Source organism: Micromonospora sp. PRAS1, assembly GCF_059553435.1.
Window position 1 is genome coordinate 1 of the sequence record NZ_JCANNB010000014.1, and the last position, 25,306, is coordinate 25,306.

Annotated in this window: 23 protein-coding genes; 11 read left to right on the forward strand and 12 right to left on the reverse strand. The window is 72.3% G+C overall.

The window, feature by feature from the left end; genetic code table 11:
• Nucleotides 1-1,684, reverse strand: a 1,684-nt coding sequence (locus tag AC507J_RS15260) for an FAD-dependent oxidoreductase (protein ID WP_496289819.1), incomplete at its 3' end; no start/stop codon positions are given.
• 165 nt (nucleotides 1,685-1,849) lie between these two features.
• Here AC507J_RS15260 and AC507J_RS15265 point away from each other — a divergent pair.
• Nucleotides 1,850-2,962 carry an LCP family protein gene (locus AC507J_RS15265; protein ID WP_496289820.1) on the forward strand — a complete coding sequence of 371 codons (1,113 nt, stop codon included), beginning with the start codon at nucleotides 1,850-1,852 and terminating at the stop codon, nucleotides 2,960-2,962.
• Between the two features lie 63 nt (nucleotides 2,963-3,025).
• On the opposite strand, the gene AC507J_RS15270 is transcribed toward AC507J_RS15265, so the two are convergent.
• Genes AC507J_RS15270 through guaB form a run of 3 tightly spaced genes read right to left on the reverse strand, consistent with a single transcriptional unit; the run spans nucleotide 3,026 to nucleotide 7,198 of the window.
• Nucleotides 3,026-4,438, reverse strand: a complete 1,413-nt coding sequence (locus tag AC507J_RS15270) for a M1 family metallopeptidase (RefSeq protein ID WP_496289821.1) — start codon at nucleotides 4,436-4,438, stop codon at nucleotides 3,026-3,028.
• 41 nt (nucleotides 4,439-4,479) lie between these two features.
• Nucleotides 4,480-5,598, reverse strand: coding sequence for a GuaB3 family IMP dehydrogenase-related protein (locus AC507J_RS15275; protein ID WP_496289822.1), 1,119 nt, complete (start codon nucleotides 5,596-5,598; stop codon nucleotides 4,480-4,482).
• 37 nt (nucleotides 5,599-5,635) lie between these two features.
• Nucleotides 5,636-7,198 (reverse strand): IMP dehydrogenase, encoded by a 1,563-nt coding sequence (gene guaB / locus AC507J_RS15280; protein WP_496289823.1) that lies wholly within the window; start codon nucleotides 7,196-7,198, stop codon nucleotides 5,636-5,638.
• A 196-nt stretch (nucleotides 7,199-7,394) separates the two neighbouring features.
• Here guaB and AC507J_RS15285 point away from each other — a divergent pair, with 196 nt between their 5' ends.
• Nucleotides 7,395-7,805, forward strand: a complete 411-nt coding sequence (locus AC507J_RS15285) for a DUF5319 domain-containing protein (RefSeq protein ID WP_496289824.1) — start codon at nucleotides 7,395-7,397, stop codon at nucleotides 7,803-7,805.
• A 118-nt stretch (nucleotides 7,806-7,923) separates the two neighbouring features.
• Here the strand turns inward: AC507J_RS15285 and AC507J_RS15290 are convergent, their stop codons facing one another.
• On the reverse strand, nucleotides 7,924-8,727 hold the full coding sequence (locus AC507J_RS15290; RefSeq protein WP_496289825.1) for a helix-turn-helix transcriptional regulator: 804 nt from the start codon (nucleotides 8,725-8,727) through the stop codon (nucleotides 7,924-7,926).
• Between the two features lie 254 nt (nucleotides 8,728-8,981).
• Between AC507J_RS15290 and AC507J_RS15295 the strand changes: the two genes are divergently transcribed.
• Nucleotides 8,982-9,365: a WhiB family transcriptional regulator gene (locus tag AC507J_RS15295; protein ID WP_496289826.1), complete on the forward strand. Its 384-nt coding sequence runs from the start codon at nucleotides 8,982-8,984 to the stop codon at nucleotides 9,363-9,365.
• A gap of 109 nt (nucleotides 9,366-9,474) precedes the next feature.
• Here the strand turns inward: AC507J_RS15295 and AC507J_RS15300 are convergent, their stop codons facing one another.
• The 3 genes from AC507J_RS15300 to groES all read right to left on the reverse strand — a co-directional run bounded on the left by AC507J_RS15300 (nucleotide 9,475) and on the right by groES (nucleotide 13,243).
• Nucleotides 9,475-11,103 carry a molybdopterin-dependent oxidoreductase gene (locus AC507J_RS15300; RefSeq protein WP_496289827.1) on the reverse strand — a complete coding sequence of 543 codons (1,629 nt, stop codon included), beginning with the start codon at nucleotides 11,101-11,103 and terminating at the stop codon, nucleotides 9,475-9,477.
• Nucleotides 11,104-11,214: 111 nt separating this feature from the next.
• Nucleotides 11,215-12,864 (reverse strand): chaperonin GroEL, encoded by a 1,650-nt coding sequence (groL, locus tag AC507J_RS15305; protein ID WP_496289828.1) that lies wholly within the window; start codon nucleotides 12,862-12,864, stop codon nucleotides 11,215-11,217.
• A gap of 70 nt (nucleotides 12,865-12,934) precedes the next feature.
• Nucleotides 12,935-13,243 carry a co-chaperone GroES gene (gene groES, locus AC507J_RS15310; RefSeq protein ID WP_496289829.1) on the reverse strand — a complete coding sequence of 103 codons (309 nt, stop codon included), beginning with the start codon at nucleotides 13,241-13,243 and terminating at the stop codon, nucleotides 12,935-12,937.
• 401 nt (nucleotides 13,244-13,644) lie between these two features.
• On the opposite strand from groES, the gene AC507J_RS15315 reads away from it, so the two are divergent.
• The 8 genes from AC507J_RS15315 to AC507J_RS15350 all read left to right on the forward strand — a co-directional run bounded on the left by AC507J_RS15315 (nucleotide 13,645) and on the right by AC507J_RS15350 (nucleotide 22,699).
• On the forward strand, nucleotides 13,645-14,901 hold the full coding sequence (locus AC507J_RS15315) for a THUMP-like domain-containing protein (protein WP_496289830.1): 1,257 nt from the start codon (nucleotides 13,645-13,647) through the stop codon (nucleotides 14,899-14,901).
• A gap of 66 nt (nucleotides 14,902-14,967) precedes the next feature.
• Nucleotides 14,968-15,423, forward strand: coding sequence for a Cys-tRNA(Pro) deacylase (gene ybaK, locus AC507J_RS15320; RefSeq protein WP_496289957.1), 456 nt, complete (start codon nucleotides 14,968-14,970; stop codon nucleotides 15,421-15,423).
• Between the two features lie 186 nt (nucleotides 15,424-15,609).
• A complete protein-coding gene (locus AC507J_RS15325) occupies nucleotides 15,610-16,704 on the forward strand; it encodes a sugar ABC transporter substrate-binding protein (protein ID WP_496289831.1) in 1,095 nt (364 codons plus the stop codon).
• Between the two features lie 103 nt (nucleotides 16,705-16,807).
• On the forward strand, nucleotides 16,808-17,623 hold the full coding sequence (locus AC507J_RS15330; RefSeq protein ID WP_496289832.1) for an ATP-binding cassette domain-containing protein: 816 nt from the start codon (nucleotides 16,808-16,810) through the stop codon (nucleotides 17,621-17,623).
• A 67-nt stretch (nucleotides 17,624-17,690) separates the two neighbouring features.
• Nucleotides 17,691-18,950, forward strand: coding sequence for a sugar ABC transporter permease (locus AC507J_RS15335; protein WP_496289833.1), 1,260 nt, complete (start codon nucleotides 17,691-17,693; stop codon nucleotides 18,948-18,950).
• Between the two features lie 28 nt (nucleotides 18,951-18,978).
• Nucleotides 18,979-20,160: an ROK family protein gene (locus AC507J_RS15340; RefSeq protein ID WP_496289834.1), complete on the forward strand. Its 1,182-nt coding sequence runs from the start codon at nucleotides 18,979-18,981 to the stop codon at nucleotides 20,158-20,160.
• Between the two features lie 146 nt (nucleotides 20,161-20,306).
• On the forward strand, nucleotides 20,307-21,044 hold the full coding sequence (locus AC507J_RS15345) for a DUF4142 domain-containing protein (RefSeq protein ID WP_496289835.1): 738 nt from the start codon (nucleotides 20,307-20,309) through the stop codon (nucleotides 21,042-21,044).
• 11 nt (nucleotides 21,045-21,055) lie between these two features.
• Nucleotides 21,056-22,699 carry a copper resistance CopC/CopD family protein gene (locus AC507J_RS15350; protein ID WP_496289836.1) on the forward strand — a complete coding sequence of 548 codons (1,644 nt, stop codon included), beginning with the start codon at nucleotides 21,056-21,058 and terminating at the stop codon, nucleotides 22,697-22,699.
• A gap of 45 nt (nucleotides 22,700-22,744) precedes the next feature.
• Here the strand turns inward: AC507J_RS15350 and AC507J_RS15355 are convergent, their stop codons facing one another.
• Genes AC507J_RS15355 through tsaB form a run of 4 tightly spaced genes read right to left on the reverse strand, consistent with a single transcriptional unit; the run spans nucleotide 22,745 to nucleotide 25,188 of the window.
• Nucleotides 22,745-22,999 carry a hypothetical protein gene (locus AC507J_RS15355; protein WP_496289837.1) on the reverse strand — a complete coding sequence of 85 codons (255 nt, stop codon included), beginning with the start codon at nucleotides 22,997-22,999 and terminating at the stop codon, nucleotides 22,745-22,747.
• A gap of 14 nt (nucleotides 23,000-23,013) precedes the next feature.
• A complete protein-coding gene (tsaD, locus tag AC507J_RS15360; RefSeq protein ID WP_496289838.1) occupies nucleotides 23,014-24,060 on the reverse strand; it encodes a tRNA (adenosine(37)-N6)-threonylcarbamoyltransferase complex transferase subunit TsaD in 1,047 nt (348 codons plus the stop codon).
• A gap of 7 nt (nucleotides 24,061-24,067) precedes the next feature.
• Nucleotides 24,068-24,514: a ribosomal protein S18-alanine N-acetyltransferase gene (gene rimI / locus AC507J_RS15365; RefSeq protein WP_496289839.1), complete on the reverse strand. Its 447-nt coding sequence runs from the start codon at nucleotides 24,512-24,514 to the stop codon at nucleotides 24,068-24,070.
• Nucleotides 24,511-25,188: a tRNA (adenosine(37)-N6)-threonylcarbamoyltransferase complex dimerization subunit type 1 TsaB gene (tsaB, locus tag AC507J_RS15370; protein WP_496289840.1), complete on the reverse strand. Its 678-nt coding sequence runs from the start codon at nucleotides 25,186-25,188 to the stop codon at nucleotides 24,511-24,513. Before tsaB ends, rimI begins: the two co-directional genes overlap by 4 nt.
• Nucleotides 25,189-25,306: the final 118 nt, after the last annotated feature.

Sequence of the window (25,306 nt, forward strand, 5' to 3'; positions counted from 1 at the left end):
CTCGCCCGGCGGTTCCACGGTGGCCGGCGGGGTTTCGCGGGGGAACCGCCGGCACGCGGCGGTACGGCGAATCCAGGGGTGGGCGGGGGTCGGGGTCGTTCTTGTTGGGCCACATCGACATGGCGCGTTCGGCCTGGGCGGTGATGGTCAGCGAGGGGTTGACGCCGAGGTTGGCGGAGATCGCGGCACCGTCGACCACGTGCAGGCCGGGGTGACCGTAGACCCGGTGGTACGGGTCGATCACGCCCTCGGCGGGGGTTGCGCCGATCACCGCGCCGCCGAGGATGTGCGCCGTCATCGGGATGTCGAACGGCTCGGTGAGTGCGCCGCCCGGCGTACCGTCGATCTCCTCGGCGAGCAGCCGAACCGCCCGGTTGCCGGCCGGGATCCAGGTCGGGTTCGGGGTGCCGTGGCCCGGGCCGGAGACCAGCCGGCGGCCGAACGGGCCGCGTCGCAGCCGGGTGGTGAGCGAGTTGTCGGCCGACTGCATCACCAGCGCGATCACCGTACGCTGCGACCAGCCGCGTACGGAGAGCATCCGGGCGGCCAGCACCGGCTGCCGGAACAGTTGCCCGAACCACCGGCGTACCCGGTGCGGCCCGCCGTCGACCAGCAGGGACTGGAGCAGCCCCATCACGTTCGAGCCCCGCCCGTAGCGGACCGGCTCGATGTGGGTCTGCCCGTCGGGGTGGAACGAGCTGGTGATCGCCACCCCCTCGGTGAAGTCGATCCCGCGCGCCCGGGTCTGCCGGTGCGGCACCGAGGCGCCGAGGATCGCCTCCGAGTTGGTCCGGGTCAGCTCGCCGAGCCGGGGCGAGAGCCCGGGCAGGTCACCGCCGGCCCGCATCTCGTGCAGCAGCCGCTGGGTCCCCAGCGCACCGGCGGCGAAGACCACCTGGTCGGCGTGGATCACTTGGGGTCGCCGCCGCAGCCAGGCACCGGTGCGTCGGGTGTGCACCGCGTACCCGCCGTCGACCGGCCGGACCGCGGTCACCGTGGTCAGCGGCTGCACCCGGGCGCCGAGCCGCTCGGCCAGCCAGAGATAGTTCTTCACAAGCGTGTTCTTCGCGCCGTGCCGGCAGCCGGTCAGGCAGGCGCCGCAGTGCGTACAGCCCACCCGGTCCGGGCCGACGCCACCGAAGTACGGGTCGGCGACCCGTTCGCCCGGGCGCCCGATGTGTACGCCGACCGGGGTGGCGTGGAAGGTGTGCCCCACCCCCATCCGCTCGGCCACCCGCCGCATCGCCCGGTCCGCCCCGGTCACGTTCGGGTACGTGGTCACCCCGAGCATCCGCTTCGCCTGGTCGAAGTGCGGTGCCAGCTCGGCCCGCCAGTCGGTGACGTCCCGCCACTGCGGGTCGGTGTAGAAGGCGTCCAGCGGCTCGTAGAGCGTGTTGGCGTACACCAGTGAACCGCCGCCCACCCCCGCGCCCGACAGCACCAGCACCCCGCCGCCGGCCCGCCGGTCGGCGGCCCGCAGCAGGGTGATCCGTTGCAGCCCGAAACAGCCAAACGCGGGGGCCCACAGGAAGCGGCGCAGCCGCCACGACGTCTGCGGGAACTCGTCGTCGGCGAAGCGCCGACCGGCCTCCAGCACGCCGACCGAGTAGCCCTTCTCGGCCAACCGGAGCGCGGCGACGCTGCCGCCGAAGCCCGATCCGATGACGACCACGTCGTACCGCATGAGGGCATCATTACCCGCGAGTAAGTCTCGCGCCAGGAGCAGTTTCCGCGTGATCATGCAACTGGTCTGCCCGCGCGCTCCGCCGGGTGCCCCACCGGCGTCGCCCGATGCCGCAACCTCGGGCCCGTCCCACCGCGTTATCGATATCGGACGAAGGAGACGGGGATGGCGTTCGGAGCGGACCGACGACGATTGACCCTGCTGCTGGCCGGGCTGGTCACCGTGCTGCTGCTGGCCGGCGGCGCGCTTGTGGTGGCGCGCACGGTGGCCGACCGGACGGCACCTACCGCCGGAGCAGCCGGCCCGGACCCGACGCCGAGCGAGCAGCCCAGCCCCAGCCCGAGCACCCCGCCGCCGGGCGCCGACCTCACCGGCCCGCTCAACCTGCTGCTGGTCGGCGTCGACACCCGGGTCAGCGTGCCCGGTTGGGAACCGCACGCCGACGCCGTACTCGTCCTGCACGTGCCGGCCGGGCTGTCCCGGGCGTACCTCTTCTCACTCCCCCGGGATCTGGTGGTGGACATCCCGGCCTTCGAGCCGGCCGACTACCGGGGTGGGCGGACCAAGCTCACAAACGCGATGAGCTACGGCAGCCGGGTGCCGGACCGGCCGCGGAAACCCGACCCCGCCCAGGGGTACGACCTGCTGCGGCGCACCGTAAGCGACTACACCGGCCTGCGCATCGACGCCGGCGCGGTGCTCACCTTCGGTGGCTTCGACAAGCTGGTGGACAGCCTGGGGGGCGTCGACATCCACGTCGAACAGCGGGTTGTCTCGCGGCACCGTCAGCCGGACGGCAAGCATCGGCAACCCGGGCCAGGGGTCGGCGGCTACGTCGGGCCACGGATGGTCTACGAGCCCGGCGACCGGCACCTCAACGGCTGGCAGGCGGTGGACTACGCCCGCCAGCGGTACCTGCCCGGCGGCGACTACACCCGGCAGCGCCACCAGCAACAGCTGGTCCGGTCCCTGGTTCGGAAGATTCTCGACCAGGATCTGGCCCGCCAACCGGAGCGGGTCGAGCAGGTGACCGACGCGCTCGGCGACATGCTTGTCTACGTCGGCGGGCGGCGGATCGTGGAGATCGCGTACGCCCTCGGCGGGCTGTCGCCGGACGCCCTCACGCTTGTCGTCCTGCCGGGTGCCGCGGTCGGTCGGGGCAACGCCTACCGGGGTGAGGAGCTGACCCGGGTCGGCCGCCGCTTCCTCACCGAGTTGCGCGCCGGTCGCGCCGACGCCTACCTCGCCGAGCACCCGAAGCTGAGGGTGCCGGATTAGCCCCCCGTGCTCAACCCAGAACGGCCGGCCCCATGCTTCAGGGCAGGGCGGCCGGGGCGGTGCTCAGGGCAGGGCGGGCGGGGCGGTGCCGGTCAGCCAGGCGTCGAAGAACGGCCCCAGCGAGCGCCCCGAGACCCGCTCGGCCAGGGCGACGAAGTCCGCCGTGGTCGCGGTGCCGTCCCGGCGCTCGCTGGTCCAGGTCCGCAGGATCTCGAAGAAGGCGTCGTCACCGACGGTACGCCGCAGCGCGTGCACGGCGAGCGCCCCGCGCTTGTAGACGGCGCTGCTGAACATCTGTCCCGCGCCCGGGTCGAGGGTGCGCCGGGACCAGTCCGTCGCCGCGTACTGGCGCTCGAAGTTGCGCTGGGCGGTGGCTCCACCGTCGTGCTCCTCCCAGAGCCACTCGGCGTAGCTGGCGAAGCCCTCGTTGAGCCAGATGTCGCGCCAGCCGGCCAGCGCCACGCTGTTGCCGAACCACTGGTGGGCCACCTCGTGCACGACCACGCCGTAGTTCGGCTCGCCGTTGCGGAAGAAGCCCGGCCCGTAGACCGGCCGCGACTGGGTCTCCAGCGCGTACCCGATCCGGGCGTCGGCGACCACCACCCCGCCGTACGCCTCGAACGGGTACGGCCCGAAGAGGCCGGCCAGGTAGTCGGCGATCTCGCCGGTGCGGGCAAGTGATCTCGCCTCCGGGCCGGCGGCGGGCAACCCGGACGGTACGGCGGTGACCAGCGGCTTGCCGTCGTGGCTGCCGGTCTCCACCCGGTAGTCGCCGATCACAAGCGTGCTCAGGTAGCTCGCCATCGGCGAGCGCTCCGCCCAGCGCCAGGTGGTCCAGCCGTCGGCGCTGGTCCGCTCCCCTGGCACCCCGTTGCTGAGCGCGGCGAGGCCGTCGGGAACTGTCACCTCGATGTCGTAGGTGGCCTTGTCGGAGGGATGGTCGTTGACCGGGAACCAGGTCGCCGCCGAATGCGGTTGGCCGAGCGCTATCGCCCCGTCCTCGGTGTGCTGGAAGCCGCCATCGCCCAGTACGCCGTCGGCCACCGCCTCGGGCACACCGGCGTACGCCACCTCGACGGTGAACCGGCTGCCGGTGGCGAGCCCCTGGCCGGGGGTGACCACCAGTTCGCCGTCGTCGTGCCGGTACTCGGCCGGTGCGCCGTTGACGGCCACCGAGCTGACGTCCAGCCCGGCCAGGTCCAGATTGAACCGGGACAACCCGTGGGTCGCGGTCGCGGTGACCTCGGCCCGGCCGGTGAGCCGGTCCTCGGCCGGGTCGTAGCGCACCGCCAGCCGATAGTGGGCCACGTCGTACCCGCCGTTGCCGCTGCCGGGGACGTACGGGTCGGCCAGGTCCACACTGCCCGGCCGGAACTCGTCGTCCGCCCGCCCGTCCCCGGTGCAGCCGATCAGTGTGACCGCAGCCACCACCGCGACCGCGGCGGCCGACCACCGCTGCCTCAATCCCCTGCTCACCCGCCCGACCCTACCGCCGCCCGGGACGGGTCGACGGCAGGTCAGCGGTCCAGCACCAGGCCGACCTTCTGGAACTCCTTGAGGTCGCGGTAGCCGCACTTGGCCATCGCGCGGCGCAGGCCGCCGAAGAGGTTGAGCTGGCCGTCGGGCTCGTCGGCGGGACCGAAGAGGAGGCGTTCCATGGAGCCGAGGGAATCGCCGGCGGTCTCGAAGGCACCCCGGGGCAGGGACGGGTGGCTGGCGGCCGAGTGCCACCAGGCGCCACCGGCCGGTGCCTCCGCGCAGAGCGACAGCGGCTCGCCGAGCATCACCGCGTCCGCGCCGCAGCCGAGCGCCTTGGCGATGTCGCCTGAGGTGCGGATGTCCCCGTCGGCGATCAGGTGCACGTACCGGCCGCCGGTCTCGTCCAGGTAGTCCCGGCGGGCCGCGGCGGCGTCCGCGATCGCGGTGGCCATCGGCACCCGGATGCCGAGCACCGACTCGGTGGTGGACCACTCGTCGCCGCCGATGCCGATGATCACGCCGGCCGCGCCGGTCCGCATCAGGTGCAGCGCGGTCTTGTAGTCGGTGCAGCCACCGACGATCACCGGGAGGTCGAGGTCGGCGATGAACTCCTTGAGGTTCAGCGGCTCGTCGGTGGTCGAGACGTGCTCGGCCGAGACGATGGTGCCCTGGATGACCAGGATGTCCACGCCCGCGTCGAGGATGACCGGGGCCAGCGCCAGGGTGTGCTGCGGGGAGACCCGCACCGCCACCGTGCCGCCGCCCTCGCGCAGCTCGCGGACCCGCTCGGTGATCAGATCCGGTCGGATCGGCTCGGCGTACACCTCCTGGAGCCGCTTGGTGGCGCGGGCCTCGTCGCCGAGGCCGGCCAGCTCCTCCAGCACCTTGGTCGGGTTCTCGTAGCGGGTCCAGAGCCCCTCGACGTTGAGTACGCCGAGCCCGCCGAGCTGGCCGAGCCGTACCGCCGAGGCCGGGCTCATCGTCGCGTCGGAGGGGTGCCCCACGCAGGGAATGCCGAACTGGTACGCGTCGAGCTGCCAGCCGGTGGAGACGTCGTCGACGTCCCGGGTGCGGCGGCTCGGCACGATGGCGATGTCGTCCAGGTGGTAGCCGCGCTGCGCGGTCTTGCCCAGCCCGATCTCGACCACGTCACGCATGGGGCACTCCTGTTGGGTTCGGGGGTGGTGGGGGGTGTCAGCGGGTGTGGTAGTTCGGCGCCTCGACTGTCATCTGGATGTCGTGCGGGTGGCTCTCCTTGAGCCCGGCCGCGGTGATCCGGATCAGTTGGCCGCGCTGGTGCAGCTCGGCGATGCTCTCCGCGCCCGCGTACCCCATTGCCAGCCGCACGCCACCGATCAGCTGGTGGGCCACCCGGGAGAGCGGCCCCCGGTACGGCACCTGGCCCTCGACCCCCTCCGGGACCAGCTTCTCGTCGCTCGTCACATCCTGCTGGAAGTAGCGGTCCTTGGAGTACGACTTGGCCTGCCCACGGGACTGCATCGCGCCGAGCGAGCCCATCCCCCGGTACGCCTTGAACTGCTTGCCGTTGACGAAGATCAGCTCGCCGGGACTCTCCTCGCAGCCGGCCAGCAGGCTGCCGAGCATCACCGTGTCGGCGCCAGCGACGAGCGCCTTGGCGATGTCGCCCGAATACTGGATGCCGCCGTCACCGATCACCGGCACCCCGGCCGGGCGGGCCGCCCGGACGGCCTCCATGATCGCGGTGATCTGCGGCACGCCGACGCCGGCCACGATCCGGGTGGTGCAGATGGCGCCCGGCCCGACACCGACCTTCACCCCGTCGGCACCGGCGTCGACCAGGGCCTTCGCCCCGGCGTAGGTGGCCACGTTGCCGCCGACGATGTCGATGGCCACGTCCTTCTTCAGCCGGCTGACCATCTCCAGCACGGCCCGCTGGTGGCCGTGGGCGGTGTCCACGATGAGCACGTCGACGCCCGCGTCGACAAGCGCCCGGGCCCGCTTGTAGGCGTCCTCGCCGACGCCGATCGCCGCCGCCACCCGCAGCCGGCCCGCGTCGTCCTTGGTGGCGTTGGGGTACTGCTCGCTCTTGGTGAAGTCCTTGACGGTGATCAGCCCGCGCAATTTGCCGGAGCCGTCGACGATCGGCAGCTTCTCGACCTTGTGCTGGCGCAGCAGGGCCAGCGCCTCGTCCTTGCTCACCCCGACCGGCGCGGTGATCAGCGGTGCCCGGGTCATGATTTCGTGGACCGGGGTGGCCGGGTCGGAGACGAAGCGCATGTCCCGGTTGGTGACGATGCCGACGAGCTGCCCCTGCGCGTCCACCACCGGCACGCCGGAGATGCGGTACCGCCCGCAGAGCTGGTCCACCTCGCGCAGGGTGTCGTCCGGGCTGGCGGTGACCGGGTTGGTGATCATGCCGGACTCGGAGCGCTTCACCAGGTCGACCTGGAGCGCCTGGTCCTCCATCGAGAGGTTGCGGTGCAACACGCCGATGCCGCCCTGGCGGGCCATCGCGATCGCCATCCGCGCCTCGGTCACGGTGTCCATCGCGCTGGAGAGCAGCGGGATGGAGAGGGTGACGTTGCGGGTCATCCGGGTGAGGGTGTTGACCCGGCTGGGCACCACGTCCGACTCGCCCGGCTGAAGCAGCACGTCGTCGAAGGTAAGCCCCAGCGGCACCACCCGGGCCGACCCGGCAGGCAGCTCGGGCAGATGGCCACCCAGCTCGTCGGCCTCGGTGCCGACGGAACGGTGAGGGCGGGGCGAATTCTCCACGATTGCGCTCCTGAGCTGCTTGAACGGGCTTCAGTGAGGTGGCACTGGTGGGCACCGGCGAAGGCCGGGCGAGGTGCGTCGACCCCATCGTACCCAGTGCCCCGGACGGCCCCCGCGTCCGGCGGGCCGCCCGGTGACCGGTGCCGTTACCTGACGGGGGCAGGCGTCGACGCAGGCTTGGGTCTACGGTGAGGGGGTGCACGACGAGCCCATCGACCCGTTCACCGGCGATCCGACCGACCCGACGGCCGGGCTGGACGAGCCTGGTCGCGACGATCCGCTCGACCCGTTGACCGATGGCGAACGCCGGGACGTGCTGGAGGATCTCGCCGATCTGGAGATCTACCAGGCGCTTCTCGCGCCGATCGGCGTACGGGGGCTCGTGATCGAGTGTGAGGACTGCCGGGAGCCGCACTACTTCGACTGGGACCTGCTCCGGGGCAACCTGCGCCACCTGCTGAGTTCCGGGCAGCCCCGGGTGCACGAGCCCGCCTTCGACCCCGATCCCGACCACTACGTCACCTGGGACTACGCCCGGGGGTACGCCGACGGCGTGCACGACACCCTCAGCGAGGGCACCGAGGACGAGCCCGGCTCCCGGGACTGAACCACACCCGACGCGACCGGGATCGACGACGCTCAGGCGACCGCGACCGGGATCGACGACCGCTCAGGCGACCGCGATCGGCTCTGCCGAGCCCGGCCCCCGGGTGACCGGGCCGGGCTCAGGCGACCAGCCCGGCCCGGAAGCCGGCGGCCACCGCGTGGGCCCGGTCGCGGGCACCGAGCTTGCGGAACAACCGCCGGGCGTGGGTCTTCACGGTGTCCTCGGAGACGAACAACTCACGGCCGATCTCGGCGTTGCTCTTGCCCTCGGCCATCCCGAGCAGCACCTGCAACTCCCGTTCGGTGAGGCCGATCGCGGACCGGTCGGGCCGAGCGGCGGCGGGCCGGTCCGGGCCGGTCCCGGCCTCGGCGTCCGGCTCGGCCGGGTCGTCCCCACGCTGCGCCGGCACCATCGCCGGCGCGCCCGGGGTGTCGCCGGACGGCCAGGTCGACGCGCTCTCACCGGGCGGCCGGCCACCCGGCGTCGGCCGGGTCGGGCTGCCCACCGCGGCGGCGTCCCGGGCCGGGTCCGCGATCCGGTGCCGGCTGGCCCGTCCGGGCGCGGCCAGCAGCAGCAGTGCCTTGGCGACCGCGCTGGTGAGATCGTGGTCCGCGCCCTGGATCAGCCCGCGGGCTCCGGCGCTGATGGTCGCCGCCGCGGCCTCCGACTCCTCGGTGCCGAGCAGCAGCACTGCGGCCTGCGGCGCGCGGGCCAGCACCCGGCGGACGAAGCCGGCGCTGTCCGGCCGGGTAAGCGCGGTGTCGGCGAGCACCACGTCGGCAGGGCGCTCGGCCAACCGCAGCATCACCTCGGGATCGGAGACAGCCGTCCGAACGGCACCGGACAATCCCAGCCGCGCCGCCGCGGAGGTCAGGTGCTGCGCCGCGAGCGGCGTCCGAACGCACACGAGAACCGTACGCACAGTGATCTCCTTTCCGAAGATGAGCAGACCACGACCGGGCAGGCTCGGGAGGAGGTTCCGGGCAATCCTCTCCACTTTTCCGACAGTTGGGGCATATACCGCAAGTTGCCGGATCTTCTGGATCAAAGACGTGTGAGCCGAAGACGGTCCGGGTAACGAGGGACCAGGCCGGGAACGGTGCGCCTGCGCGGCCCGTCACCCGGACAGCCGGCCATAGCTACATCTCGCGGTGCCGCGCGAGAGGAGGGGTGCTGATGTCGAACGTACGTAGACTGCCCGGACCCATCGTCGACCTCTGGGACTGGCAACGTCTCGGTGCCTGCCGCGGCCGGGACAGCGCCCAGTTCTTCCACCCCGACGGCGAGCGCGGTTCCTCCCGGCTGCGCCGCGAATCCGGCGCGAAGGCGGTCTGCCGCGCCTGCCCGGTCCGCGCCGAGTGCGCCGCGCACGCCCTGGCCGTCCGCGAGCCGTACGGGGTGTGGGGCGGCTTCAGCGAGTCCGAGCGGCTGCGACTGCTCGCGGTCGGCTGGGAGGACCTCGCCGACCGGCGGCAGAGCCGCGTCGACGTCGCCCGACTGGAGGCCCGGCTGGGCAGCGCCCACCGGTCGACCGTCCCCGTCCAACGCAACGTCGCCTGACCAGACTCACCGACGCCGCGTCCCGACTCCGGGGCGCGGCGTCGTCGTGCGCCCCCGGCCCGACCAGGCCAAGGTCAGCTGACCGCCTCCGGCGCGACCCGGGCCGGGCTCAGGCGACCGTCACGGTGACGGTGTGCCAGCCGGTGGCACCGTCCGGGGCGACATCCTGCCGCTGCCCGGTCTGCGTCTCGCCGGTGCTGTCCGTCGCCCGTACCTGGAGGGTGTGCTCGCCGGGCTCGGCCGACCACTGCCACGACCACTGCACCCAGGTGTCCACCGAGACCGTCGGGGCCAGTTCCGCCTCCTGCCAGGGACCGCCGTCGACGCGTACCTCCACCCGGCTGATGCCGCGCCGCTGCGCCCAGGCGACGCCGGCCACCACCACCGGGCCGGCTACCGGCCGGTTGCGTGGGCGGGGTGTGTCGATCCGGGACTGCGTCTTCACCGGCCCCTGAGCGGACCACCCCCGGGGCACCCAGTACGCGTCGAAGTCGGCGAAGCTGGTCAGCTCCAACTCGGTGATCCACTTGCAGGCCGACACGTACCCGTACAGGCCGGGCACCACCATCCGGACCGGAAAGCCGTGCGCCACCGGCAGCGGCTCGCCGTTCATGCCCACCGCGAGCAGGGCGTCCCGCCCGTCGCGCAGCACCGCCGTCGGCGTACCGCAGGTCCAACCGTCGACCGAGCGCCCGACCACCTGGTCGGCGCCGTCGTGCGGTTCCGCCTCGGCCAACAGCTCCCGGATCGGTACGCCGAGCCACCGCGCGTTGCCGATCAGGTCACCACCGACCTCGTTGGACACGCAGGCCAGGGTGACGTACCGCTCGACCATCGGCCGGGCCAGCAGATCGGCGTAGCTCAACGTGATCGGGTTGCGGACCCGACCGTGGATGCGCAACCGCCAGCTGTCCGGATCCACCTGCGGCACCACAAGCGCGGTGTCGATGCGGTAGAACGCCTTGTTCGAGGTGACGTAGCTGGCCAGGCCCAACGCGCCAAGGTCGGCCCCGGCCGGCACCGGCCGCGCGGCGGAGACCGGCGCGGGCAGCGTGATCGCATCCCGGGCGGCGGCTACCCCGCGCCGCCCGGCCAGCCACCGCCCGGCGAGACCACCGACGGCGGCCACCCCGAGCACCGCGCCGACCCCGCGGAGAAACCGCCGCCGCGATCCGGGATCCACCGCCCGAGCGCCGGCATCCACCGCCCTCGGGCCAGGGTCCGTCGGCTGGTCACTCGGTCCCGGATCCGGTGTGCCGGGTCTCCCCTGCTCCGGAGTGGGTGGGGACCAGGGCCACGGGTCGAGTTCGAGCGGACCGGCGACGAACGCCCAGAGCGTCAGGCCGCCGACCGCCGCGCCGATCAGCGACGGCAGCGCGTCGGCGGCATCGGCGCCGGCCCGGGTCAGCGCCGCCGCCACGCCGAGGGCGGCGAAGGCCGCGACGCCGGCCAGGCCGAGCAGCAGCCGGCGGACGGCCAGGATCCCGAGCAGGGCGGCGAAGCCGGCGAGCAGCAGCGCCGTGCCGACCAGGAGAGCGATCTTGTCGTACCCGCCGAACACCGCGATGCCGAACCGCTTGACCGGTTCGGGAACGGTGTCCACGACCAGCCCGCCGACCGCGACGAGGGGCGACGACCGGGGTCCGGTCAACGCCGCCACCAGCTCGGCGGTGCCGATGGTCGCGGCGGCGGCGGTGAGACCGGCCAGGGCGGCGTACCGGGGTGTCGTACTGCTCACCGCCCCAGTGTTTCCGACCCGCCCCTGCGGCGGTAGTCACCCCGGTGGCAGTACGCGCGTGGGGCGCACCGTCGACGACGGCGCGCCCCACGTTCCGGCGTACGGCAGGGGTCAGAAACCCGGGCCGTGCTGGTGGCTGTGCCCGTGGCCGTGCGAGTGGCCGTGCCCACCGGCGGCGGCCTCCGGCTCGGCCGGCTTGTCCACCACGAGGCTCTCGGTGGTCAGCAGCAGACCGGCGATCGACGCGGCGTTGGTGACCGCGTTACGGGTCACCTTGACCGGGTCGATGATGCCCTTGTCGGCCAGGTCGACGTACTCGCCGACGGCGGCGTCGAGGCCGTTGCCCCACTGGCTGCCGGCGACCTTCTGCACCACGACGTAGCCGTCGTGGCCGGCGTTCTGGGCGATCCAGCGCAGCGGCTCGACAAGCGCCTTGCGCACGATCGACACGCCTACCTTCTCGTCGCCGGTGAAGCCGAGGTCGTCGTCGAGCACCGGCAGGATCTGGGCCAGGGCGGCACCGCCGCCGGGCACCGTACCCTCCTCGACCGCGGCCTTGGTCGCGGCGATGGCGTCCTCGATGCGGTGCTTGCGCTCCTTCATCTCGACCTCGGTGGCCGCGCCGACCTTGACCACCGCGATGCCGCCGGAGAGCTTGGCCAGCCGCTCGGCGAGCTTCTCCCGGTCCCACTCGGAGTCGGAGGCCTCGATCTCCTTGCGGATCTGGGCGACCCGGTCGGCGACCTCGCTGGCCTGCCCGCCACCGTCGACGACTGTGGTGTTCTCCTTGTCGACCACGATGCGCCGGGCGGTGCCAAGCACCTCCAGGCCGACCTGGTCGAGCTTGTAGCCCAGCTCGGGGGCGACCAGCTCGGCGCCGGTGAGGATCGCCATGTCCTGGAGCATCGCCTTGCGCCGGTCGCCGAAGCCCGGTGCCTTGACCGCGCAGACCTTGAGGGTCTTGCGGATCGAGTTGACCACCAGGGTGGAGAGTGCCTGACCCTCGACGTCCTCGGCGATGATCAGCAGCGGCTTGCTGTTCTGGAGGACCTTCTCCAGCAGCGGCAGCAGCTCCTCGATCGCCGAGATCTTCTGCGTGGTGATCAGGATGTACGCGTCCTCCAGGACGGACTCCTGCGCCTCCGCGTCGGTGACGAAGTTGGGCGAGATGAAGCCCTTGTCGAACTGGAGTCCCTCGGTGACGTCCAGCTCGGTGTGCAGGGCGGAGCCCTCCTCGACGGTGATCACACCGTCGCGGCCGACCCGCTCCATCGCCTCGGCGATCAGCTCACCGATTGTGGCGTCCTGCGCCGAGATCGTCGCAACGTGTGCGACCGACTTCTTGTCGGAGACCTCGACGGCCTTGCCGAGCAGCGCCTCGGAGACCTTGGCGGAGGCGGCGTCGATGCCCCGCTTGAGGCCGGCCGGGTTGGCGCCCGCGGTCACGTTGCGCAGGCCCTCGCGGACCATGGCCTGGGCCAGCACGGTCGCGGTGGTGGTCCCGTCGCCGGCGACGTCGTTGGTCTTGGTCGCCACCTCCTTGACCAGCTGCGCGCCGAGGTTCTCGTACGGGTTGGTGAGCTCGATCTCCTTGGCGATCGTCACGCCGTCGTTGGTGATCGTGGGCACACCGAATTTCTTGTCCAGGACGACGTTGCGCCCGCGCGGCCCGAGAGTGACCTTGACCGCGTCCGCGAGCGCGTTGACACCGTGTTCCAGCTGGTGCCGGGCGTCGTCCGAGAAGCTCAGGATCTTCGCCATGAATGTCCCTTCGAAGCGACGTTGCCCCGGCCCGGCGAGCCGGACCGGGGCAACGACACTGATCGGTTGCTTACTTCTCGATGACCGCGAGGACGTCGCGGGCGGAGAGCACCAGGTACTCCTCGCCGGCGTACTTGACCTCGGTGCCGCCGTACTTCGAGTAGATGACGGTGTCGCCGACGCTGACGTCAACCGGGATCCGGTTGCCCTTGTCGTCGACGCGGCCCGGGCCGACAGCGAGGACGGTGCCCTCCTGCGGCTTCTCCTTGGCGGTGTCGGGAATCACGATGCCCGACGCCGTGGTGGTCTCAGCCTCGTTCGCCTGGACCAGGATCCGGTCCTCGAGCGGCTTGATCGCAACCTTGGTCGCGGTAGTCACGGGCATACCCTCCTGGGGTACTGGTTTCGTTGCCGGTCGGCATGCCGACCGGCGTCAATCTGCCACATGCCACCGGGCGGGGCCGTCGTCGCGGGTGCCGGTCCGCCTGGCGTTCAACCCCCGGGCACCAGGGCCCGAGCGTTGGCACCCTCAGGGTGAGAGTGCTAATCGCAGGTTATTCCTCGGCTAGCACTCCGTCAAGGAGAGTGCCAACGCAACCGCTCTCGTGTCGCACTGCCACCGCCGTCCGCCGACCACCGCCGACGGGTCCTGGCTTGATCGACTCCGTTCCGCCGCAACGGCGGTGACCACGAGGGATGGACACCGCCATTCCGGCGATCTGGTGATGATCAAGCGTCGGCCGGCGGTGGGTGGGGTGGAGCGGGCGGAACAATGGGCGGGTGGATCTGGAGCAGTTTGCCGCGTTGCGTACCGCTGAGGGGGTGGCCGCGCTCGACGCGGCGGCTCGGGTGGCCGGCGGTGATCCGCTGGCGGCAGCGGGGGCACTGCGCTCGGCCGGGGTGCCGGCCGGATTGGCGGCAACCGCGCTGACCCAGGCGGAGCTGCGTCGCCGGGCGGCCGGCAAGTTCGGGCCGGCAGCGGAGCAGATGTTCTTCACCCGGCCCGGCCTGGAGCAGGCCACCCGGCAGGTCGTCGCGCGACGCCGCGCCCGGCGGCTACGCGCCGCCGGGGTGAGCACCCTGGCCGACCTGGGTTGCGGCCTGGGCGCCGACGCGCTCGCCGCCGCCCGCGAGGGCATCCGGGTGTACGGCGTGGAGGCCGATCCGGTCACCGCCGCGTTGGCCGAGGCGAACGCGCGGGCGGCGGGGCTGGCCGAGCTGTTCACCGTGGAGTGCGCCGACGCGACCGCGTTCGACGTGTCCCGGGTCGAGGCGGTCTTCTGCGATCCGGCCCGCCGCCGGGCCGGCACCGGCCGCCGGATCTTCGACCCGAACTCGTACTCGCCGCCGTGGGACTTCGTCACCGGGCTGGCCGACCGGGTGCCGTACACGGTGGTGAAGGTGGCCCCGGGCCTCGACCACGCGCTGATCCCGACCGGCGCCGAGGCCGAGTGGGTGAGCGTCGACGGCGATCTCGTCGAGGCGACCCTCTGGTGTGGCCCGCTCGCCGAGACCCCCCGCCGCGCAACCATCGTGAAGGAGGGGCCCCCTGTTAACGCCTCCGGTAGTAAAGGGGCCCCCTCTTATCACTTCTCCGGCAGCCCGGCCGTCCACCAGCTCACCGGCGCGGGGGCGACCGAGGCGCCGGTCGGGCCGGTACGCGGCTTCGTGTACGACCCGGATCCGGCGGTGGTCCGCGCACACCTGGTCGCCGAGTTGGCCGCCGAACTGGACGCCACGCTGGCCGACCCGGCCATCGCCTACCTCTACGCCGACCGGGCCACGCCGACGCCGTACGCCCGCTGCCTGGCGGTGACCGACGTGCTGCCGTTCTCGCTCAAGCGGCTGCGCGCGTTGCTGCGGGAGCGACGGGTCGGCCGGCTGGAGATCCGCAAGCGCGGCTCCGCGCTGGAACCCGAGCGGCTCCGACGTGACCTGCGACTGACCGGCGACCAACCGGCCAGCCTGGTGCTGACCCGGGTCGCCGGGGCCCCGACGGTGCTGATCTGCCAGCCGACCGCCGGACCGGCCGCCTAAAGTCCCTGGCCGCAGTTCGGGGCCGGGGACTAGGTTGACGGCGTGGCGGGACGGGGTACGCCGGCGATGGTGCTGCTGGCAAAGCGGGGGATCACCCATCGCACCCACCCGTACGACGTCCCGGCGGACGCACCGAACTACGGCGCGCTGGTCGCCGCCGCGCTCGGGGTGGCGCCGGAGCGGGTCTTCAAGACCCTGGTGACCGAGGTGGACGGGGCGCTCACCGTGGCGGTGGTGCCGGTCACCGGCGAGCTGGACCTGAAGGCCCTCGCCGCAGCGGCGGGTGGCAAGCGGGCCACGCTTGCCGAACGGGTGGCCGCCGAACGCGCCACCGGCTACGTCCGGGGCGGCATCAGTCCGCTCGGGCAGCGCAAGCGGCTGCCCACCGTGCTCGACGCCGCCGCCCTCGATCACCCCACGGTGTACGTGTCGGCGGGTCGACGCGGGCTCCAGGTCGAGCTGGACCCCGCCGACCTGGTCGCGCTCACCGGCGCCCGCACGGCCCGGCTCGCCGGCAGCTGACCCGACCGACGCCTGCTCCGGGCCGCCTACCGGCGGTCGGTCTCAGCGACGTTGCCGAATTGTTACTGCCCCCAACAAACTCGGGCCCGCCACGCTCTTGTGCTGTCACTGTGACGCGGAATACGTTGCCGGGCACAACAAAACACACGCCTACACCATCCCCCACCCCTTGAAAGGACCCTGCACATGCGCAAGGGCTTCCTCGCCGTCGGCACCGTGGGCCTGCTGGCCCTCGGCAGCCTGACGGCCTGCGGCGACGAATCCGACAGTGGATCGGGCGGCTCCGACAAGACTCCGAAGATCGGCGTGATCCTGCCGGACAGCAAGTCCTCGGTCCGCTGGGAGAGCGCGGACCGCAAGTTCCTCAAGGAGGCGTTCGACGCGGCCGGCGTCGAGTCGGACATCCAGAACGCGCAGGGCGACAAGAACGCCTTCCAGACCCTCGCCGACCAGATGATCACCGGTGGCGTCACCGTGCTGATGATCGTCAACCTGGACTCCGGCACCGGCAAGGCCGTCCTCGACAAGGCCAAGTCGCAGGGCGTGGCCACCATCGACTACGACCGCCTCACCCTCGGCGGCTCGGCGGAGTACTACGTCAGCTTCGACAACGTCGCGGTGGGCAAGCTCCAGGGCGAGGGCCTGGTCAAGTGCCTCACCGACGCGAAGGTGGAGAAGCCGGCGATCGCGTACCTGAACGGCTCGCCGACCGACAACAACGCGACCCTGTTCAAGGAGGGCTACGACTCGGTCCTCAAGCCGAAGTTCGACGCCGGCGAGTACACCCAGGTCGCCGACGACTCGGTGCCGGACTGGGACAACGCGCAGGCCGCGACCATCTTCGAGCAGCAGCTCACCAAGGCCGGCGGCAAAATCGACGGGGTGCTGTCGGCCAACGACGGCCTCGGCAACGCCGCCATCTCGGTGCTGAAGAAGAACAACCTCAACGGCAAGGTCCCGGTGACCGGCCAGGACGCCGACCCGCAGGCGCTGCAGAACATCCTCGCCGGTGACCAGTGCATGACCGTCTACAAGGCGGTCAAGAAGGAGGCGGACGCCGCCGCCGAGCTGGCCATCGCGCTGGCCAAGGGCGAGCGCAAGGAGACCGGCCAGACGGTGAAGGACCCGGAGACCGGCCGCGACGTGCCCTCCGTTCTGCTCACCCCGGCGGCGATCTACAAGGAGAACGTCAAGGACGTCATCGCCGACGGCTACGTGACCAAGGAAGAGATCTGCACCGGGGAGTTCGCCAAGCTCTGCACCGACGCGGGCATCAGCTGACCGTACCCGCCCAGGCGGCGCCGCCCGGCACGGCAACCCCGTGCCGGGCGGCGCGACGCCGCTGGACGGGCCCCGTTCTCCCTACGTGAAACAAGGAGACCCCGTGTCCGCGACTCCACTGCTGGAGCTACGCGGGATCGACAAGAGCTTCGGTCCCGTCCAGGTCCTGCATGACGTTGCCCTCTCCGCCTACCCCGGCGAGGTGACCGCGCTCGTCGGCGACAACGGCGCCGGCAAGTCCACCCTGGTCAAGTGCATCAGTGGCATCCACCCCACCGATGCCGGCGAGTTTCTCTTCGACGGCCGAGCGGTAAGCATCAACAGCCCGCGTGACGCCGCGTCGCTCGGCATCGAGGTCGTCTACCAGGACCTCGCGCTCTGCGACAACCTCGACATCGTGCAGAACATGTTCCTCGGCCGCGAGAAGCGCAGCGGCATCGTGCTCGACGAGCCGACGATGGAACAGCTGGCCGCGGAGACCCTGGCCGGGCTCTCCGTACGCACCGTCAAGTCGCTGCGCCAGCACGTCTCCAGCCTCTCCGGAGGCCAGCGCCAGACGGTGGCAATCGCCAAGGCGGTGCTCTGGAACAGCAGGCTGGTGATCCTGGACGAACCGACCGCCGCGCTCGGCGTCGCGCAGACCGCCCAGGTGCTCGAACTGGTCCGCCGGCTGGCCGACAACGGCCTGGCCGTCGTGCTCATCTCGCACAACATGAACGACGTCTTCGCCGTCTCAGACCGGATCGCCGCGCTCTACCTCGGCCAGATGGTCGCCCAGGTGAAGACCACCGACATCACCCACGCCCAGGTGGTCGAGCTGATCACCGCCGGTCGCTCCGGCGCGCTCGGGCTCACCGCCGAGACGGGCGCCAACGGCAACGGCTCGACGCCGGCCGACCGCACCGGAGGGATGGCATGAGCGAGCACCAGCGAGCGAATCATCAACGCCGCAACTATGCCGGCCCGCAGCACAGCGGAGGGATGGCATGAGTACCACCGCCGTCAAGCAGGAGGGACCGGCCGCCGTCGGATCGACACCCACCATCGGCAGCCATGCCCGGGGCTACTGGAGCCGGGTACGCGGCGGCGACATCGGCGCGCTGCCTGCGGTCGCCGGACTGATCGTCCTCTGCACGATCTTCTCGATCATGCGGCCGTCGTTCCTCACCGCGGGCAACTTCGCCAACCTGTTCACCCAGGGTGCGGCGGTCACGCTGATCGCGATGGGCCTGGTCTTCGTGCTGCTGCTCGGCGAGATCGACCTCTCGGCCGGCTTCGCCAGCGGCGTCTGCGCGGCGGTGCTGGCCAACGTCGTGACCGTCCTGGGCCACCCGTGGTACGTCGCGGTGCTCGCCGCCGTGCTCACCGGCCTGGTGATCGGCACCTCGCTCGGCTTCCTGGTCGCCAAGGTCGGCATCCCCTCGTTCGTGGTCACCCTCGCCGGGTTCCTCGCCTTCCAGGGCGTGGTGCTGCTGCTGATGGAGGAGGGGCGGAACATCTCGGTCCGCGACCCGGTGCTGGTGGCGATCGCCAACCGCAACCTTCCGCCGGTGCTGGGCTGGGCCCTGGCCGCACTCGCGGTCGCCGGCTTCGCCGCGGTGCAGCTGCTGCGTTACCAGAAGCGCGCGGCGCGAGGTCTGGTCAACGACCCGATGGCCATGGTGCTGGCCCGCATCGGCGTGCTGGCCGTCGTCCTCGGTGTCGCCGTCTACGTGCTCAACCTGGAGCGCAGCCGCAACGTGCTGATCAGCTCGCTCAAGGGCGTACCGATCGTGGTGCCGATCATCGCGGTGCTGCTGGTGCTCTGGACCTTCGTGCTCCAGCGGACCAGCTACGGCCGGCACATCTATGCGGTCGGCGGCAACAAGGAGGCGGCCCGCCGGGCCGGCATCAACGTGGACCGGATCCGGATCTCGGTCTTCGTGATCTGCTCCACGATGGCCGCGATCGGTGGCATCGTAGCGGCCAGCCGGGCCAACTCCGTCGACCCGAACACCGGCGGCAGCAACGTGCTGCTCTACGCGGTGGGCGCGGCGGTGATCGGCGGCACCAGCCTCTTCGGCGGCAAGGGCCGGGTGCTGGACGCGGTCCTCGGCGGCGCCGTGGTGGCGGTGATCGACAATGGGATGGGCCTGATGGGCTACAGCTCCGGCGTCAAGTACGTGGTCACCGGTGTGGTCCTGCTCCTCGCGGCCAGCGTCGACGCGCTGTCCCGACGACGAGCTGCCGCCACCGGCAACCGCTGATCCGCACCACCGAAGGTAGTAAAGCCCCATGCGCGCAGGACCCAGCCAGGACGAGATCCGTCGACAGAACCTCGGTGCCCTGCTGCGCCACGTGCACGTACACGGTGCCACCACCCGTGCCGAGCTGACCAACACGCTGGGGCTCAACCGGAGCACCATCGGCGCGCTCACCGCCGACCTCGCCGCGGCCGGCCTGGTGACAGAGGGGGCGCCGAGGGAGACCGGCCGGGCCGGGCGACCGTCGCTTGTCGTCCGGCCCGAGTCGGCCCGGATCTTCGCGTACGCGTGCAGCATCGAGGTGGACCGGCTGCGGGCCGCGCGGGTCGGTCTCGGCGGTGCCGTGCTGGACCGACGGGAGCTGGACCGGCCGCGCGGCCTGACCGCGACGGAGGCCGCGCCGCTGCTGGCCGGGGCGGTCAAGGAGATGCGGTACGGGCTGCCGGAGGGTGCCGTCTGCGTCGGCGCCGGAGTGGCGGTCTGCGGGATGGTGCGCCGGGACGATGGCCTGGTCCGGCTCGGCCCGACCACCGGCTGGGTGGACGAGCCGATCGGCGCCGCACTCGGCACCGAACTCGGCGTCGACGTGCCGGTCAGCGTCGGGAACGTGGCCGACGTGGCGGCCTTCGCCGAGCACGCCCGGGGCGCGGCGGCCGGCTGCGACAACGTGATCTACCTCTACGGCGACGTCGGCGTGGGTGCCGGGATCATCGCCGGCGGACGGCGGCTTACCGGGCACGGCGGCTACAGCGGCGAGGTCGGGCACATGGTGGTGGCCCGGGACGGTGCCCGTTGCGAGTGCGGCAACCGGGGCTGCTGGGAGACCGAGATCGGCGAGCACGGGCTGCTCCGGGCCGCCGGCCGGTCCGACGCGCGCGGTCGGGACGCGATGCTGGCGGTCTTCGACGCCGCCGACCGTGGCGACGCGCGGGCCCAGACCGCGGTCCGCCAGGCCGGTGACTGGCTCGGCTTCGGCGTGGCCAACCTGATCAACATCTTCAACCCGGAGATGGTCATCTTCGGCGGTACGATGCGTGACCTCTACCTGGCCGCCGCCGCCCAGGTCCGCAGCCGGCTGAACTCGAACGGACTGCCCGCCTGCCTGGAGCACGTCCGGCTGCGTACGCCGAAGCTCGGTGAGGACGCCCCGCTGATCGGTGCCGCCGAACTCGCCTTCGAGCGGCTGCTGGCCGACCCCCTCGACATCGGCTGACCTCGGCCGCCAGCGGGGCGAAAGCCGATTCCGGAAACGATGAACTGATCAGCCAGACAATCCGTACCAGTGTGCGGACGGGCGGCCGACGGGGTGCGGGCCCGTCACGTAGATGATCGGTTCTCGTCCGAGGAGGCGCCGCAGACATGGCACCGCTGGATTCCGCTCGTCGCCGTCAGGGCAACCGGTCCCGTCGCTTGGCGGTGCTGCTCACCACGATCGCCGCAGCTCTCGTCGTGCTGCCCGGGGCGGCGCTGGCCGCGCCCGCCGGTCAACAACTCGCCGCCGCCGACCAGGCCCTGCTCGACGGGGTACGGCTGGCCGGGCTCTGGGAGATGCCCGCCGGGCAGATGGCCGCCGAGAAGGGGCAGTCGCAGGTGGTCCGGGAGGTAGGGGCCGAAATCGCCCGGCAGCACGAGGAGCTGGACCGACTCACCGTGGAGGCCGCCAACAAACTTGGCGCGACCATCCCGACCGTGCCGTCCGCCCAGCAGCAGCAGTGGCTGACGGAGATGAAGAACGCCACCGGCGCCCAGTTCGACCAGATCTTCGTCACCCGGCTCCGGGTCGCCCACGGCTCGATCCTCCCGGTCGTCACCGCGGTCCGGGGCAGCACCCGCAACGACGTCATCCGGGACCTGGCGAACGCCACAAACAAGTTCGTCAGCGACCACATGCTGCTGCTGGAGAGCACCGGTCTGGTCCGCTATGCCGAACTGCCGCCCGCCGTGCTTCCCGCGCCGGGCGAGGACGGGCTGATCGCCGCCGCGCAGGCCAACAGCGCCCCGCAGGTGGGCATCAGCAACACCGTGATCTGGGCGATCTTCCTCGGCGCGCTGGGCGTCGGCGGCTTCCTCACGTACCGCCTGTTCCGTCGCAACTGAGTCACCCACCGATGGCCGTGCGTACCCGGGCCGTTGTCCTGCTCGGGTTGATCCTGACCACGTTGTGCGCCGCCCTGGTCCCCGCCGGACCAGCGGCGGCGCACGCCGTCGTGGTGAGCACCACCCCGCAGCGCGACGAGGTGCTCGGCTACGCACCCCGTGAGGTGCTGGTGACCTTCAGCGAGCCGATCGCCGCCGTGCCCGGTCGGGTGCAGGTGCTGGCACCCGACGGCAAGCGGATCAACGTCGGCGATCCGGAGGTCCGCAACTCGACAATGCGGATCGCGCTGCGGGCCTCCGACCGGCCGCTCGGCACCTACCTGGTCAGTTACCGGGTCATCTCGGCAGACAGCCATCCGATCGCCGGCAGCTTCACCTTCGCCGCCGGCGCGCCGTCGGCCACCCCGCCGCTGCCCGCCGACACCGGAGCCGAGTCGCCGGCCGGGGTGCTGGTGCCGGTGGCGAAGTACCTCGGCTACCTGGGCCTGCTGCTGGCGGTCGGCCCGCCGTTGCTCACCGCCGCGCTGTGGCCCCGGCGGCGCTCCCGGCGCGGCGCGACGATCATGGCGCTGGTCGGGCTCGGCCTGGTCGCGGCCGCCACCGTGGGCACCTGGATCGGGCAGGCCGCCCAGGTGGTCGGCGCGCCGGTCGGGAAACTCTCCCTGACCGACCTGCGCGCGGTCGCCGACACCGACATCGGGCTGGTGCTGGCCGTACGCCTGGCCCTGATCGCGCTCGCCGCAGCGCTGCTGCCGGCGGTCACCCGGGGCACCGCCGGGCGTGGGCGGACCGGCACGCTGGCGGCGGTGGGCGTCGCCGGACTGCTCACCTGGCCGCTCGGCGGGCATCCGGTGGCCTCGCCGGTGCCGCCGGTGAGCATCGTCCTGACCACCGTGCACATCGCCGGGGTCACCATCTGGCTGGGTGGGCTGCTCGTGCTCACCGTCTTCCTGCTCCGGGGCACCCACGAGCGGGTCCTCGCCCGGATCCTGCCGGCCTGGTCGAGGTGGGCCACGCTGGCCGTGGCCTGGCTCGTCACCGCCGGCCTGGTCCAGGCCGCGATCGAACTGGGCCGGCCGTCGGCGCTACTGGGCAGCACGTACGGACGGCTGCTCCTGGCCAAGGCCGCGCTGCTGGCCGGGGTCCTGGCCGTGGCGGCCTGGCAGCGGCGGCTGATCCGGCGGCGGGTCGCCGGCCTGCGACCCCGCTGGGTCGCCCGGGCGGCCGGTGTCGAACTCGCCGCGACCGCGGTGGTGCTGGCGCTGACCGCCGTGCTGGTGCAGACCCCGCCCGGTCGTACGGCCGGCACGGCGGCCGACGGGGTGACCCGGGAGGGCGTGGCGCAGTCGCTCACCACCGACCTGTTCACCCTCCAGTTCGACATCTACCCAGCGGTCGCCGGCACCGCCAACAGCCTGCACGCCTACGTCTACACGCCGCAGGCCAAGGAGTTGCCGGTGGCCGAGTGGACGATCACCGCCGCCCTGCCCGAGGCCGGCATCGAACCGATCACCGTCGACGTCTTCGCGCTGGAACCGCACCACGGCAGCGCCGAGATCCACTTTCCGGTGGCCGGTGACTGGCAACTGCGGATCAGCGCCCGGACCAGCGAGATCGACCGCTCCACCGCCACCACCACGGTGACCATCCGCTGACCGCTGGACGGGTGCACGCCGCCAGGGCTCAGCGGTCGGCGGGACTCAGCGGTCGACCTGGGTGAAGTCCCACGAGTGCGCGGGCCGGGCCAACAGCATCACCGGCGGTTCGGGCAGCGGCCGGGGGCTGCTACGCCACTTTGAGATCACCACGACCCGGTGGTCGGTGGAGGAGAAGACCTCGCTCGACAGGTGCAGCGGGTCGTGCTCGAACTCGGGCAGGGCGGTGTCGCAGACCCAGGTGATCAGGTCGGCGAGCGCGTACGGTTCCGCCCGCGCCTCCCACATCCGTACGATCACGTCGCCGTCCTCCCTCAGACGCTGACCGTGGTCAGCGGCATCGCCGAATCCGCGGGCAGGTCGAGCCGGCTCGGCGCGACGCCCGAGGCGACCAGGTGCGAGCCGAGCGCCGCCACCATCGCGCCGTTGTCGGTGCACAGCCCGGGCCGGGGTACGCGTACCCGGATGCCGTGCCGGGCGGCCCGCTGCTCGGCCAGCGCCCGCAGCCGCGAGTTGGCCGCCACTCCCCCGCCGATCACCAGGGTCTCCACGCCGCTGCTGCGGCAGGCGTCCAGCGCCTTGCCGACCAGCACGTCGCAGACCGCCTCCTGGAAGGAGGCCGCCACGTCGGCGACCGGCACCGGCTCACCGGCCCGCTGCCGCGCCTCCACCCAGCGGGCCACCGCGGTCTTCAACCCCGAGAACGAGAAGTCGTAGCGGTGCCTGTCGAGATCCTTGGCTGCGGTGAGCCCGCGCGGGAAGGCGATGGCCGCCGGGTCACCGGCCCGCGCCTCCCGGTCGATGTACGGGCCACCGGGAAAGGGCAGGCCGAGCAGCCGGGCGATCTTGTCGAACGCCTCACCGGCCGCGTCGTCGATGGTGGCGCCGAGCGGCGTCACGCCTCGGGCCAGGTCGTCGACGAGCAGCAGGGACGAGTGCCCCCCGGAGACCAGCAGCGCGATCGCGGGCTCGGGCAGCGGACCGTGCTCCAGGGTGTCCACGGCGACGTGCGCGGCCAGATGGTTCACCCCGTAGACCGGCTTCTCGGCGGCGACCGCGTACCCCTTGGCCGCCGCCACGCCGACCAGCAACGCCCCGGCCAGGCCCGGACCGGCGGTGACCGCGATCGCGTCGATGTCGGCGAGCGTCACCCCCGCCTCGGTCAGCGCCCGTTGCATGGTCGGCACGATGGCCTCCAGGTGCGCCCGGCTGGCCACCTCGGGCACCACCCCGCCGAACCGGGCGTGCTGCTCCACGCTTGACGCAAGCGCGTCGGCGAGCAGGGTGTGTCCCCGTACGATGCCGACACCGGTCTCGTCGCACGAGGTTTCGATGCCGAGGATCAGTGGTTCGTCAGCCATGGGAGTCTCAGTCCTGGATGCGCTGCATAACCAGCGCGTCGGTGTTGCTCGGTTGGTAGTAGCCACGGCGTACGCCGATCGGTTCGAACCCGTAGGTCGCGTAGAGCCGCTGGGCCGGTGCGTTGTCCGCCGCGACCTCCAGCAGCACGGCGCGTACGCCCTGCCTGGCGGCCTCGGCGAGCAGCGCCTCCAGCAGCAGCCGCCCGATGCCCCCGCGCTGCGCCTCCCGCCGCACCGCGATGTTCTGCACCCACGCCTCGTCCGGCGGCGCGACGGCGAGCCCGGCGTAGCCGAGCACCGCGCCGTCGTCGTCGGTCGCGACCTGGTAGTAGTGTCCGTGGGCCAACTCGTTCCAGAACATCGCGGCGGACCACTGCTCGGCGCCGAAGAGGTCCGCCTCGATCGGCAGCACCTCGTCGATGTGCCACCAGCGGAACCTACCGAGCTCGCTCATGGCAGGACCGGCTTGCGCGCGGTCGCCGCCACCGCGTCCGGGCGGCGCAGGTAGAGCGGGGTCAGCGGATCACCGGGCGCGCCGGCCCGGATCCGCTCGGCCGCCAGGGTGGCGAGCGCGGTCGCGTCCGGGTAGCGCGGTTCGGGTCGCAGGGGCAGTCCCAGGATGTCGGCGTAGCGGTGTGCGCCGTCGCCGACCGCGGCGGTGACGGCCAGGTCCCGGGCCCGTTCGGCGGCCACCCCGGGTGCGCCGACCTCCGGACCGACCAGGCGCTGGCCGGCACCGTCGTAGACCGCCCAGTAGACCTCCCGCCGCCGCGCGTCGCTCGCCGCCAGCACCGGTTCGCCGGCCGCCGCCGGGTGACCGATCGCGTCGAGCGAGCAGACACCGTACGCGGGAACGCCGAGCACCTGGGCCATGGTGGCGGCGGTGACCAGGCCCACCCGCAGCCCGGTGAACGGGCCGGGGCCGAGCCCGGCGACGATCGCGCCCAGGTCGGCCGGGCGGGCGCCGACCTCGGCGAGAACCGCGTCCACCTGTGGTGCGAGCAGCTCGCCATGTGCCCGCGCGTCGACCGTGCACCGCTGCGCCCGGATCGTCACGCCACTCGCGGTGACCTCGACGAGCGCCGCCGTCACCGCCGGGGTCGAGCTGTCCACCACCAGTACGAGCACAATGAACCAGCCTAGCCGCACCACTGTCCGGCCCGTGACGGCCGCCCGCTCCCGGACGGCACCCATGACGGCCGGGCCGGCCACGGAACGCGACAGGACGACTACTTTCGTTCGCCGT